Annotated in this window: 12 protein-coding genes and 1 rRNA gene; 9 read left to right on the forward strand and 4 right to left on the reverse strand. The window is 52.2% G+C overall.

Annotation, left to right across the window (positions count from 1 at the left end; all coding sequences use genetic code 11):
• Positions 1-157 precede the first annotated feature (157 nt).
• The 3 genes from rrf (at position 158) to L2731_RS18425 (ending at position 1,551) form a co-directional block, all read left to right on the forward strand.
• A 5S ribosomal RNA gene (gene rrf / locus L2731_RS18415) occupies positions 158-273 on the forward strand.
• A 560-nt stretch (positions 274-833) separates the two neighbouring features.
• On the forward strand, positions 834-1,088 hold the full coding sequence (locus L2731_RS18420; protein WP_249254790.1) for a YkgJ family cysteine cluster protein: 255 nt from the start codon (positions 834-836) through the stop codon (positions 1,086-1,088).
• A gap of 10 nt (positions 1,089-1,098) precedes the next feature.
• Positions 1,099-1,551 (forward strand): Rrf2 family transcriptional regulator, encoded by a 453-nt coding sequence (locus L2731_RS18425; RefSeq protein WP_041509744.1) that lies wholly within the window; start codon positions 1,099-1,101, stop codon positions 1,549-1,551.
• A 7-nt stretch (positions 1,552-1,558) separates the two neighbouring features.
• On the opposite strand, the gene L2731_RS18430 is transcribed toward L2731_RS18425, so the two are convergent.
• From L2731_RS18430 to gpmM, 4 genes are read right to left on the reverse strand one after another with little or no spacing between them, the layout of a single operon-like run.
• Positions 1,559-2,314, reverse strand: coding sequence for a divergent polysaccharide deacetylase family protein (locus L2731_RS18430; RefSeq protein WP_249254791.1), 756 nt, complete (start codon positions 2,312-2,314; stop codon positions 1,559-1,561).
• 15 nt (positions 2,315-2,329) lie between these two features.
• On the reverse strand, positions 2,330-3,535 hold the full coding sequence (locus L2731_RS18435; RefSeq protein ID WP_249254792.1) for a S41 family peptidase: 1,206 nt from the start codon (positions 3,533-3,535) through the stop codon (positions 2,330-2,332).
• Between the two features lie 35 nt (positions 3,536-3,570).
• Positions 3,571-4,656: a murein hydrolase activator EnvC family protein gene (locus tag L2731_RS18440; protein WP_249254823.1), complete on the reverse strand. Its 1,086-nt coding sequence runs from the start codon at positions 4,654-4,656 to the stop codon at positions 3,571-3,573.
• A gap of 58 nt (positions 4,657-4,714) precedes the next feature.
• On the reverse strand, positions 4,715-6,259 hold the full coding sequence (gene gpmM / locus L2731_RS18445) for a 2,3-bisphosphoglycerate-independent phosphoglycerate mutase (protein ID WP_249254793.1): 1,545 nt from the start codon (positions 6,257-6,259) through the stop codon (positions 4,715-4,717).
• Positions 6,260-6,500: 241 nt separating this feature from the next.
• Between gpmM and L2731_RS18450 the strand changes: the two genes are divergently transcribed.
• The 6 genes from L2731_RS18450 (at position 6,501) to L2731_RS18475 (ending at position 12,439) form a co-directional block, all read left to right on the forward strand.
• Positions 6,501-6,935, forward strand: a complete 435-nt coding sequence (locus L2731_RS18450) for a rhodanese-like domain-containing protein (protein WP_041509749.1) — start codon at positions 6,501-6,503, stop codon at positions 6,933-6,935.
• Between the two features lie 207 nt (positions 6,936-7,142).
• A complete protein-coding gene (gene secB / locus L2731_RS18455) occupies positions 7,143-7,631 on the forward strand; it encodes a protein-export chaperone SecB (protein WP_041509750.1) in 489 nt (162 codons plus the stop codon).
• Positions 7,632-7,637: 6 nt separating this feature from the next.
• Complete coding sequence (gene gpsA, locus L2731_RS18460; RefSeq protein WP_249254794.1) at positions 7,638-8,657, forward strand: NAD(P)H-dependent glycerol-3-phosphate dehydrogenase; 1,020 nt, start codon at positions 7,638-7,640, stop codon at positions 8,655-8,657.
• Positions 8,658-9,092: 435 nt separating this feature from the next.
• Entirely contained in the window at positions 9,093-10,277 is a 1,185-nt protein-coding gene (locus L2731_RS18465; protein ID WP_249254795.1) for a BaiN/RdsA family NAD(P)/FAD-dependent oxidoreductase, read from the forward strand.
• Positions 10,278-10,560: 283 nt separating this feature from the next.
• On the forward strand, positions 10,561-11,463 hold the full coding sequence (locus tag L2731_RS18470; RefSeq protein WP_041509753.1) for a diguanylate cyclase: 903 nt from the start codon (positions 10,561-10,563) through the stop codon (positions 11,461-11,463).
• A 13-nt stretch (positions 11,464-11,476) separates the two neighbouring features.
• Positions 11,477-12,439 (forward strand): ABC transporter substrate-binding protein, encoded by a 963-nt coding sequence (locus L2731_RS18475; RefSeq protein ID WP_249254796.1) that lies wholly within the window; start codon positions 11,477-11,479, stop codon positions 12,437-12,439.
• Positions 12,440-12,442: the final 3 nt, after the last annotated feature.

Below are 12,442 nucleotides of genomic sequence, written 5' to 3' on the forward strand. Positions count from 1 at the left end.
AGCTAACCTGTACTAATGACTCGTGAGGCTTAACCATACAACCCAAAAGGGTTTCGTAAGATGGTTACTGAATCAAAAGAATACAAAGTACTTGATTGAAGTGCGAACTCAGATTGACTCTTAGCTAAGAGTACAGCTTTTCGAATTTCCAATTTTGTCTGGAAACCATAGCATTGTGGTCCCACCTGATCCCATCCCGAACTCAGAAGTGAAACGCAATCGCGCCGATGGTAGTGTGGGGTCTCCCCATGTGAGAGTAGGTCATTTCCAGGCGCCTAATAAAGCAAAAAGCCCTAGCCTAAAACGCTAGGGCTTTTTGCTTTCTACGCTCCGCGAAAGCATCTACTTCACCTGCAGTCCAAAGCTGCTTACGCAGTGTGGGCCCCTCAGCTCGCAGCTTAGCTGCTTCGCGCTACAGCCATCCATCAAGCTTAGCTTGATAAGCGGATGTCTTACGCCCCCATGTGAGGAGAGTGTTGTAGCAGTATCTGATATTTTCCTCGAAGCTGGTCATGACAGGCGCCTAATTAAACTCTACATGCAGCCAAAAGCTATTCATGCAGTGTGGCAGTTTATTGTTCCATTCATAGACTGCATTTCCGCTATCCTTGGCGGTTAGGTCACTCAGCTCGCAGCCTATCTGGTTAGCGCTGCAGACATCCGTGTGAGAGCTGATTGATTGCCGAATTTAACTACACCTGCACAAGATTCTCACAGTGAAACCGAGGTTTTTATCTCTTTTACTATTAGGTGGGGCTAATCTTTATGAGATCTCAGAATAATGCTGTGATCTTAATGGCTAACAAGCTACACAAATATAGGTATAATGCCGTATGAATTGTCGTCTAGGATGTGGTGCTTGCTGTATAGCGCCATCGATCACCAGCCCTATCCCTGGCATGCCTGAAGGCAAGCCTGCCGGCGTGCGTTGCATCCAGTTAGATGAGCAGAATCTTTGTAAGATATTCGGTCATCCTGAGCGCCCTGCGCTGTGTGATCGTTTTATTGCCGAACCAGAGGTTTGCGGTTCGACGGCAGAAGAGGCACTTTGGTTGATTACATCTTTAGAAGCGGCGACGCAGTCTTAGAAGGTAGGTTATGCAGTTAACTCGTTATACAGATTTTGGTATTCGTACGTTAATGTACTTGGCCTTATCGCCAGAGAGAGAAACCCTGTTTAGAATCGCAGAGGTCACCGAGGTGTTCGATCTGTCGGCTAACCATGTGTCTAAGATAGTGCATCATCTTGGTAAGGAGGGTTATTTGCAGACGGTGCGTGGTAAGGCCGGTGGTTTTAAGTTAGGTAAGCCGGCGGACCAGATCAACATTGGCGTCCTGGTGCGTACGCTAGAAAATTCGCTGTCGCCTATCGATTGTAGCAAGCCCTATTGCCGCTTCTCGCCTGCCTGTCAGCTTAAGGGCGTGCTCGCCGAAGCGGTCGATGCCTATCTTGCCGTGTTAGACAAATATTCATTGGCCGATGTCGTCAGTAATCGTGATGAGTTAAAGGCCTTACTACCGGATCTTTCTATTCCGGTTTTAGAGCTTTAATCTCGCCTTATCTTAAATGCACCTTGTCGCTGGCCGCGGGTTCCTTCTGCGCGAGGCGATAAGGCAGCAGCCTGGAAGTATTCACTAAGGTGATCCCCTCCTCTGTAAGACGAGGCAGATTCGCCTTTAAGAAGCTGATGGTCTCGGGATAGGGGTGGGCTATCACTATGAGTTGCCCTTCCTTATGCGCCTTCTGAATCAACTGATTAAATTGTCTCTCCAGAGCCTGGGCTGATACATCGTTATCTAAGAAGAGTTGTCTTTTCAATAAGGGAATGCCCTGCTTGTTGGCTGCGGCACTCGCCTTGCTGTACCTGGTGGTCATGCTATCGACAAAATAGTTATCTTGCTGCTTAAGGCTTTCCATTAACCAGGTCATGGGGTCGTCGAGCTGTGTCAGTAGGCTGCCCATATGGTTATTGACGCCTTTGGCGTAGGGAACACTCTTAAAGGCGTCATCGACCGCCTGCTTGAGAGACTGTTCGCTCATCTGATTGGTCAGTCCGCCGGGGCCCATCTCCTTGCCATTCAAAGCCTGCATAGGCAGGTGCAGCATGATCTCGTGGCCTTTGTCGTGGGCGATGGCGGCAAGCCTTTCTCCCAGAGGAGTATGGGGCAGTACTGAGAGGGTGATATTGCTAGGCAATGCCAGCACCGCCTCGTCGGTCTGACGATAGCCTATGTCGTCAATGATAATGGAGACCTGGGCGGCGAAGCTATGTGGCGTGGTAAATAAGACAGCTAATAAGAGTAATAAGCGCACTATTTTTGTTATTCACTAACTATTTGTTTTTATCCATGAGATCGCCGATTCGATAACCCTATCGTGGGCGCTATCATCATGGGGTGATTGCTCCTCGATTATAGGCATACTTTGTCCGGCAGTCATAGTCTCGCCAGGGATATTTATATCCGGCTTTATGCCGATGGCATGTATGTCTCTGCCTTTTGGTGTGGTGTAGTGGGCTATGGTGAGCTTGATGGCATTGCCCTCGATAAGCGTGGGGATCAGGCTCTGCACCGTGCCTTTACCGAAGCTCTTTTCGCCGATTAGCGTGGCACGCTGATTTTCCTGCAGCGCCGCGGCTAGCACTTCTGAGGCCGAGGCCGACCCCTTATTGATCAATACCGTGAGAGGCAGCTTGGAGAACATAGTCTGCGGCGAGGCGAAGTAGTCTGAGTTGGCATCGAAGAAACGCCCCCGCGTGGAGACGATGCGTCCCTTGGCGAGGAAGATGTCGGCTATCTTGATCGCCTGATCCAGCAGGCCGCCTGGATTGTTGCGTAGATCCAGTATCAGGCCTGTGACAGGCTCATTTTGCCACAGGGTCAGTAGCTTAATGAGATCTTCGGTGGAGTCATCCTGAAAGCTGGAGAGCTTGATATAGCCGATACCGTTGTTGAGCAGCTCACCCTCCACCGAGTTGACATCGATAAGGCTCGGGGTGAGTGTCACGTCGAACAGGGCTTCCGAGTTGGCGCGGCTCAGCGACAGGTTGATGGCCAGATTATGCTTGCTATGGAACTTGATCTCCTCCAGCACATTGTCGAGCTGCTTGGCTGTTACCGTTTCATTGTTGACTTTGACGATGCGATCCCCGGGTTGAATCCCGGCGTTGGCGGCTGGCGAGTGGGGAAAGGGGCTGATGATGGTGACCTGGTTCTGCTCTGTGGCTATCTCTATGCCGAAACCAAAGTATTCGCCCTTGTTGGCGTCTTTGATGTCGGAGAAGGCCTGACTGTCGAGGAAGTTTGAATAGGGATCCAGCTTGCTGAATACCCCTTCTATGGCCGCCTGGATCAGATCTTCCTGAGAGATCTTGTCTACGTAGTAGGTCTCTACCGTGCTGATGATGTCGATAAGGAGTGGGTAATTGACCTTGGGCTGGTATTCTTTAGCATTCTCATGGCCAAACAGTGTGATTGAGAGGCCTAGGGTCAGCCCTAGGGCGACACAGGTGAAATAGCGGATCATTTGAGACATGGACAGGCCCCCCATTACTCGGGGTCGTTGTCGCGTTATCGTCTACAGTATCTCGCAGGATCGACCGCTTGCCCCTTATGCCTTACCTCAAAGTATAGGCCAGGTTCTGTTTGTCCACCCGAGCGTCCGACCAGCGCTATGGTTTCCCCTTTCTTCACGCTGTCGCCGGCGTCTTTGAGAAGGGTTTGTGCGTGGCCATAGAGGCTCATATAGCCCTTACCGTGATCGACGACCATCACCATACCAAAGCCTCTGAGCCAGTCGGCGTAGATCACCTTGCCCGAGGCGATGGCGTCGATCGATTGTCCTTCGGGGGCGGCCATCATCACGCCCTTCCATTTTACTTCGCCTGAGCGTCGACTACCGAACCCGACGCGGATGCGTCCCTTGGTCGGCCAGTTAAGCTTCTGGCGGCTGGAGAGGCCTTCCATGCTGGGATTGTCTTTCATGGCTCTCAGCGCCTGTTCGACGACCCGCTTCAAGCTGGCTTCCTCTATCTGCAGCTGTTCCAGCTTGGCACCGTGTGAGTTGAGGGTGCGCTCTATCTGTTTAAGGGTCTGCTGACGCTGATGTTGTTCTTGGGTGAGGGTCTTGGCCTGCTGTTGCTGATTGAGGATCAGCTCGTTGAGCTTGGTCTGCTGGGCCTTCTGCTCCGATTCGATGGCCGTTAACTCGGTCATCGTCTGTTGCAGCTGTTTGATGGCGTCCATTCTCGCCTTGTTGAGAAACTGATAGTAGGCGAGCAGCCTCTCTATGGTGGCTGGACTCTGCTGATTGAGCAGCATCTTAGTGTAATCGTGGTTGCCCGCCAGGTAGGCGCTGGCTAGCTGATTGGACAGTGTCTTCTGTTGCTTCTGCTTGAGGGTATCAAGCTCCGCCTTGCGGCCGTCTAACTCGGCCAGTTTCCTGTCGGTTTGTGCCAGAGATGCCCTGGTATTGGTCACCTTCTTTGCCGCCGCGGCGATCGCCTGCTCATCTTTTTTCAGCAGAGAGATGAGTTTCTCATGTTGGCGACTGGTGTCTTTCAGGGCCGACTGTTGGTTGCTTATCTGTTTCTGGATCGCTTCGAGTTCGGATTGACGCTGCTTCAGGTCGGATGCCTGCGCAGTACAAGAGAGCATGATAAAGCCAGCAAGTATGCTGGCTTTATAGAAACCGGAACGTTTAAGCAAAGAGTCGTTACTCGCTTAGGGTAATGATTGAGTGCCCTGTCATCTCTGATGGCACAGTTTGTCCCATCAAGGTTAACATGGTTGGCGCTAAATCACTTAATCTTCCGTTTGGCGAGATTTCACCCTTGCTTCCTACATAGATGAGAGGCACGAGTTCGCTGGTGTGGGCGGTATGGGCCTGGCCAGTTTGCTCGTCGGTCATCTGCTCGGCGTTACCATGATCGGCGGTGATAAGACACTCGCCATCTACCTTGGCCAAAGCCTCGACCACACGGCCGATACAGGCATCGACTGCCTCACAGGCCTTGACGGCGGCGTCGAAGTTGCCGGTATGACCTACCATGTCACCGTTAGGGTAGTTACAGATGATCACGTCATACTTGGTCGACTCGATGGCTTCTACCAGCTTGTCGGTCAGCTCGGTCGAGCTCATCTCTGGCTGTAGATCATAGGTGGCGACCTTAGGTGACTGAATAAGGATTCTGTCTTCACCCTCAAACGGCTCCTCTTTACCACCGTTGAAGAAGAAGGTGACGTGAGCGTATTTCTCGGTTTCCGAGATACGCAGCTGTGTCTTGCCGCTGTTTTGCAGCACTTCGCCCAGGGTGTTGACCAGATCCACCGATGGATAGGCGATCGGCGCCTTAATGTCGGCGGCGTATTCGGTCAGCATGACGAAGTTGATCTTTGGGCTTACCGCACGCTCGAAGCCGTCGAATGCTGGATCGACGAAGCTGCGAGTGATCTGGCGGGCGCGGTCGGCGCGGAAATTCATGAAGATCAGCGCGTCGTTGTCATTGAGCGTGGCGACATTTCCGTCGGCATCTGTGATGGCCGAGCTGGCAACGAACTCGTCGTTTTCATCACGGCCATAGGCGGCGTCGAGTGCCGCAACGGCATCTTGATACTGGTGCAGTGCCTTGCCCTGGGTGATCAGTTCATAGGCTTGAGAGACGCGATCCCAACGGTTGTCTCTGTCCATGGCGTAGTAGCGGCCGATCAAGGAGGCTATACGACCTGTGCCTAGCTCGGCAAACAGTTCGTTGAAGGCTTCCAGGCTGCCCTTGGCGCTTCTTGGTGGTGTGTCACGACCGTCGAGGAAGGCGTGCAGATAGACCTGCTTGGCGCCGCGCTCAACCGCCATCTTACACATGGCCTGGATATGGCTTTCATGGCTGTGTACGCCACCGGGTGATAGCAGACCCATGATGTGTACTGCACCATTGGCAGCGATGGCCTTGTCGACGGCTTCGACAAAGGCGGGGTTGGTGTCAAACTCGCCGTCTTCAATCGACTTACCGATACGGGTCAGCTCCTGGTAGACCACGCGGCCTGAGCCTATGTTGATGTGACCAACTTCTGAGTTACCCATCTGACCGTCGGGCAAACCGACATCCAGACCCGAGCCTGAGATCAGGCTGTTAGGGTATTCTTTGTTGAGGCGATCGAGGACGGGAGTGTTGGCGTGATATACCGCATTCATGTGGGTATTTTCACGGTAACCCCAGCCATCGAGGATCAGCAGTGCCAATGGGCGTTTGCGTGTCGTCATGGTGGTACCTATTAACGTTAAAAAGAAAACTAGAATTCTGAAATTGGATAAATATTACTACGTACAGGGACGATCAAAAAGTGATTTACACCGATAGCCCTCATCGAGCCCGTCACAATTTAAGGGATCTCTCAATATCGCCCCTCTGTAGGGGGTGAACAACATGCTGCAATCTGCCGGAACAATCGGTTATACTCTCTGCCCAAACAGTCTCTCAAGCCACAGAAGTAGGCCGAAAACTATGCAAGAATATATCGAATTTTTTAAAGCCAACCCCATGTTGAGTCTCGCCTGGGTGGGCTTGTTTGCAGCGCTTATTGTGAGCGTTTTTAAGTCTAGTATCTCAAAAGTGAAAACAGTAGATCATCAGCAGGCGACCTTGTTAATTAACAAGCAAGACGCCAAGGTGGTCGATGTGCGCTCTAAGGAAGAGTTTAAGAAAGGTCATATCGTCGACGCGATCAACATGCCTTTGGCTGAAATTAAAAATAATAAGACATCTGCCCTTGAAAAGTTTAAAGCCAGTCCCATTATAATGGTATGCAATGCAGGGATGACCTCGTCGCAAGCGGCTCAGTTGATGGTGAAAGAAGGCTTTGAGTCTGTCTATAACCTCAAGGGTGGGATGAGCGAATGGCAACAAAATAACTTACCGGTTGCCAAAACCAAAAGATAACCCACACAAGGATTGCTTTTATTAAGCTTCTTTGATTAGAGTGTCATCTCTTATAAAAAATGGCTTAAATCGCCCATCTGGTGAGATTTAAGGAAATACTAAAATCGGGATGGTGGCTGAGATCTAGATTAGGACTCGAGTAACAAAGGCCCTGAAGATGATTCTCCTCACGGAATGAATCGAACAAAATTGATTAGGTAGGAAATTATGGCTGAAGCAGTAAATAACGAACAACAGGGTCCACAGTTCAACATTCAACGTGTTTACACCAAGGACATCTCTTTCGAAACGCCAAACAGCCCAGCTGTTTTCCAGAAAGAGTGGAACCCTGAAGTTAAGCTAGACCTAGACACTCGCAGCGCTAAGCTGGCCGACGATGTGTATGAAGTTGTACTGTCGCTTACTGTGACGGCTAAAAACGGTGAAGAAACTGCTTTCCTATGTGAAGTTCAGCAAGCGGGTATCTTCGCTATCTCTGGTCTGACAGAGCAGCAATTGGCTCACTCTCTAGGTGCATACTGCCCTAACGTACTGTTCCCGTACGCTCGTGAAGCTGTGGGTAGCCTGGTTGCGCGTGGTACTTTCCCACAACTGAACCTAGCGCCAGTTAACTTCGACGCCCTGTTCGCTCAATATGTGCAACAGCGTCAGGCGCAGGCAGAAGCTGCCGGTGAAGCAGCAGAAGCGAACGCTTAATTACGCATGAACAACACTGCCGATATTACGGTACTGGGGGCGGGCTCTTATGGCACCGCCCTTGCTATTTCTTTAGCCAGTAACGGACACAAAACCCTTATTTGGGGCCATGAGCCTGAACATATCGAGAACCTCAAGCGTGATCGATCCAATGAGGCGTTTCTGCCCGGTATTCCACTGCCGGATCTTCTTATCCCCGAAGCCGACCTTGCTACCGCGTTAGCCGCCTCCAAGAATGTGTTGGTCGTGGTGCCTAGCCATGTATTTGGCTTGGTGCTCAAGCAGGCTAAGCCGTTGCTGCGTAAAGATGCTCGCATCGTCTGGGCCACCAAGGGTCTGGAGCCGGAGACGGGTCGTCTGCTGCAGGAAGTGGCGCGAGAAATCTTAGGTGAAGAGTATCCGCTGGCGGTCTTGTCAGGCCCGACCTTCGCCAAAGAGCTGGCGGCAGGCTTGCCTACCGCTATCTCGGTTGCCGGTACCGATGAGACCTTCACCAATGATCTGGTGGAGTTGCTACACAGCCCGAAACGCCTGCGTGTCTACGCCAACGACGACTTTATTGGCCTGCAACTTGGCGGCGCGGTGAAGAACGTTATCGCTATCAGCGCGGGCATGTCGGATGGCATCGGCTTTGGTGCCAACGCCCGTACCGCACTGATCACCCGTGGCTTGGTGGAGCTGTCTCGCCTTGGCGAGGCTATCGGCGCTCAACCTTCTACCTTTATGGGCATGGCGGGTCTTGGCGACCTGGTGTTGACCTGTACCGATAACCAGTCCCGCAACCGTCGTTTCGGTTTGGCACTGGGTCAGGGTAAGGATGTCGATACCGCTCAGGCCGAGATTGGCCAGGTGGTCGAAGGTTACCGTAATACCAAAGAGGTCTATACCCTGGCTAAGCGTCTGGGTGTCGAGATGCCGATCACCGAGCAGGTGTATAAGGTGCTCTACCAGGGCGGCACGCCACACGAGGCGGCTAAAGCCTTGTTGGCGAGACAGAAAAAGTCGGAGACCACTGACAGCGAATAGTGGCCATCGGCGACTCATGCGAAAAATAACAAAGGGTGCTAAAATAGCGCCCTTTTTTATACACGGATGTATTTATCCCCGGTGGCCAGGCCTTTGATGTTCCCTGCATCAAATGGCATTTCCTTCATCCATGAAGGTCAGCGGTGAATGAGGGGATTTATACATGGCCAAAAAATGTTCCTGACATTTTTAGGCATTTCCCCCATCCATGGGGGTCAGAGTTTTATCCCCGGGGGCCACGGCCTTTGATGTTCCCGACATCAAATGGCATTTCCTTCATCCGTGAAGGTCAACGGTGAATGAGGGGATTTATACACGGCCAAAAAATGTTCCTGACATTTTTAACCATTTCCCCCTCCATGGGGGTCAGAGTTTTATCCCCTGTGTTTTGGGGCTGCGTTCGGTAGCTATTAACTTGTTTGAGGTGGTATTTAAGTGAAACATCATGACGTGATCATTATCGGTGCGGGCGCGGCGGGCCTCATGTGCGCGGCGACGGCGGGCTATCGCGGACGAGACGTTCTGGTGTTAGATAACGGCAAACAGGCGGGGCGCAAGATCTTAATCAGTGGCGGTGGCCGCTGTAACTTCACTAATCAGAAAGTCGAACCGGCTAACTTTATCTGTACCAATCCCCACTTCGTCAAGTCGGCGCTGGCTCGCTACTCGTCGCAGGATTTTATCGAGTTGGTCGAACGCCACGGCATCGAGTATCACCAGCGCGATCATGGTCAGCTGTTCTGTAACGACTCGGCCAAAGAGATAGTCACCATGCTGCTGACCGAGTGCGAATGGGCCGGGGCTCAGGTGCAGTTGCGCACCGATATTCTCTCTATCAATAAGCAAGATGATGGACGCTTCATGCTGGAGACCAGCAAGGGGGAGTACAGCTGTGAATCCCTGGTGGTGGCAACCGGTGGGCTGTCTATGCCTAAGCTGGGCGCCTCACCTTTTGGCTATCAGATCGCCGAGCAGTTTGGCCTCAAGGTGTTGCCGACTCACGCCGGCCTGGTGCCCTTTACCTGGCACAGCGATCAGAAGCAGAAATTTGAGCCGCTCTCTGGTATTGCGGTGCCCAGTACCATTACCGCCAAAGATGGTACCCAGTTTAGCGAGGCGCTGCTGTTTACTCACAGAGGCCTGTCGGGACCGGCTATCTTGCAGATCTCCAACTACTGGCAGCCGGGGGAGAGCATCTCGATTAACCTTCTGCCCCAGCTCGACGCCGCCCAGGCCTTGAGCGAGGCACTCGACAAACATCCTAAGCAGAGCCTGCGCAATACCCTGTCGCAGTGGCTGCCTAAACGCCTGGTAGAGGTGCTGTTTGACGAGGTGCTGTTGAATCTGGCACTCAACCAACTGGTGCATGCTCAGCGTGATCTCATCGTCGATAGTCTTCATAACTGGCAGCTCTTGATGAACGGCACCGAAGGCTATCGCACCGCGGAAGTTACCCTGGGGGGAGTGGATACCAACGAGCTTTCGTCAAAAGATATGCAGAGCAAGAAGGTGCCAGGACTCTACTTTGCCGGCGAGGTGATGGATGTCAGCGGCTGGCTCGGGGGCTTCAACTTCCAGTGGGCCTGGGCATCTGGCGTCGCCGTCGGTCAGGCGGTGTAGCTAAGTAATTATGATACTAGCTACGAATAAGGCTATGACTGGGCCCAGCAGGGAACTGCGTCTGTCATCGATTTAACTTACCGCTGCTAATCGCTATTCGTTTCAAAAGGGCCTGTTGGCCCTTTTGTCTTTTCGCTTGCATTTTTTGGTTGTCAGTTTCGCCGACATCTGTGATGTTAATGGTGGGATTTAGGGACGAAAAAATCCTTTCTGCTACACTTAAAAATAGCTCTATCCAATTGAAACATTGCGGCTAATTGCTCTTGGTTGATTAGGGGATTGCATGGAAGAACAATCTGTAGTGCTGGTGGTTGATGATGTGAAGACGAATGTCCTGATCATGAGGCAGTGTCTCAAGGATATGTTTCAGGTCTGGACCGCCGACAGTGGAGAGGAATGCCTCAGGGTTGCTAGGCAGAAACCCGACATTATCTTGCTGGATGTCCTGATGCCCGGCATGGATGGCTACCAGGTATGTCGTCAATTGAAGGCCAACCCCGAGACGGCCGAGATCCCCATCATCTTCGTGACCGCTAAAGATTCGGATGAAGATGAGCAGAAGGGGTTAGAGATAGGGGCGGTGGACTATATCACCAAGCCGATCCGCCCGGCGATCGTACGCGCTCGCGTGAATACTCATATCCAACTCAAGCAGCACAGCGACAAGCTAAAATTTATGGCGCTGCACGACCAGCTTACCGGCCTCTACAATCGTCATTTCCTCGCCGAACGGGCTGCCCAAAGCCTCTCCAGCATGGTGCGACATCAGGGCGAGCTCTCCATCGTCATGCTGGATTTGGATCACTTCAAGAAGATCAATGACTTTAACGGACACCACATTGGCGATCTCGTGTTGCAGGCGGTTGCCAAGCTGTTGCAGGAGAGCTTTCGCAAGGAAGATGTGGTGGCGCGCATGGGCGGCGAGGAGTTTGTGATCTTGATGGAGTGCAACTTGGATATCGCCAGAGAGAAAACGGAAGATGTGCGTCGGCATTTGGCACATCTTAATCCCATGGGACTCGAGGTGACTGGCAGCTTCGGCGTGGTGACCGCTAATCCACAGAATGCCGATCTATCCCATCTGCTAATGTTGGTCGATGAGGCCGTATATAAGGCCAAGGCCGACGGGCGTAACTGCGTAGTCTGTTATCAGGACGGCGCCTACCTGACGGTAGAACATGACTAAGGAAGAATAAAAAATGATTAAGGGAATCATTTCGGGGCTATTACTGCCACTGCTCGCCATGCTCATGGTCGGCTGTGGGCCGAAAAAGGTCGAAGAGGCTGTCACTATCGCCATTAATCCCTGGCCCGGGTATGAACTTCTCTATCTGGCGAAACAGAAGGGTTTCTATCGTCAGGTGGGGGCAAACATTGAATTGGTACAGGTGTCGACCCTGTCAGATGCTCAGCGCGCCTACTTAACAGGCCATGTGGATGGTTTTGCCAGCACAATGATAGAGGCGATTCAGGTGGCGCCGCTGGGAGGCAAGCCGATAAAAATAGTGTTGTTGGCCGACTATTCGGATGGCGGCGATGTGATCATCGCGCCCACTTCGATAGAGAATATGCAGGCACTCAGGGGGCAGACTATAGGCTGTGAGGTCAGCTCCTTAGGCATCTTCGTGTTGGAGCGAGCCCTTCGCCAACATCAGATGCAGTTAGATGATGTGAATGTGATTAACGTCGAGCAGGGGGCAGCGGTAAGCGCCCTGGCCTTAGGCAAGATCGCGGCCATGGTGACCTATCCTCCCTATTCGGTGGAGATACAGTCGAGTGGCGCCTATCGTCAGCTGTTTTCCACCAAGGAGATCCCCGAGGAGGTGTTAGATACCCTGTCTATCTCCTCCAGCGTACTGGCGGAGCACCCACAGCTGGTGGATCAGATCCATCAGGCATGGCAACTGACCTTGGACTATATGCGCCAGCATCCCGAGGAGGCCATGGCCATCATGGCCAAGCGTGAAGGCCTTCAGGTCGCCGAGTTTAAAGAGGCACTGGCGGATCTCAAATTGCTCAGCAGTAAGGAGCAACATAAGCTGTTTGTCCAGAGAGATAAGTTGACCCAGCTTGGCTATAGTGTTTGCGAAACCTTAGTCAAGATAGGGGCGATCGAGTCCGACTGCCTCCACGTCGACAACCTCTTCTACCAGGTGCCTTAGTCT

The organism is Shewanella aquimarina (genome assembly GCF_023349185.1).
In the GTDB taxonomy this organism is placed as follows: domain Bacteria; phylum Pseudomonadota; class Gammaproteobacteria; order Enterobacterales; family Shewanellaceae; genus Shewanella; species Shewanella aquimarina.

What these genes read in the sequence shown, in the direction of transcription:
- gpsA (WP_249254794.1), top strand. Translation starts at nt 7,638, where the DNA reads ATGAACAACACTGCCGATATTACGGTACTGGGGGCGGGCTCTTATGGC.
- L2731_RS18470 (WP_041509753.1), top strand. Translation starts at nt 10,561, where the DNA reads ATGGAAGAACAATCTGTAGTGCTGGTGGTTGATGATGTGAAGACGAAT.
- L2731_RS18425 (WP_041509744.1), top strand. Translation starts at nt 1,099, where the DNA reads ATGCAGTTAACTCGTTATACAGATTTTGGTATTCGTACGTTAATGTAC.
- secB (WP_041509750.1), top strand. Translation starts at nt 7,143, where the DNA reads ATGGCTGAAGCAGTAAATAACGAACAACAGGGTCCACAGTTCAACATT.
- gpmM (WP_249254793.1), bottom strand. Translation starts at nt 6,259, where the DNA reads ATGACGACACGCAAACGCCCATTGGCACTGCTGATCCTCGATGGCTGG.
- L2731_RS18450 (WP_041509749.1), top strand. Translation starts at nt 6,501, where the DNA reads ATGCAAGAATATATCGAATTTTTTAAAGCCAACCCCATGTTGAGTCTC.
- L2731_RS18440 (WP_249254823.1), bottom strand. Translation starts at nt 4,656, where the DNA reads ATGCTCTCTTGTACTGCGCAGGCATCCGACCTGAAGCAGCGTCAATCC.
- L2731_RS18435 (WP_249254792.1), bottom strand. Translation starts at nt 3,535, where the DNA reads ATGTCTCAAATGATCCGCTATTTCACCTGTGTCGCCCTAGGGCTGACC.
- L2731_RS18475 (WP_249254796.1), top strand. Translation starts at nt 11,477, where the DNA reads ATGATTAAGGGAATCATTTCGGGGCTATTACTGCCACTGCTCGCCATG.
- L2731_RS18420 (WP_249254790.1), top strand. Translation starts at nt 834, where the DNA reads ATGAATTGTCGTCTAGGATGTGGTGCTTGCTGTATAGCGCCATCGATC.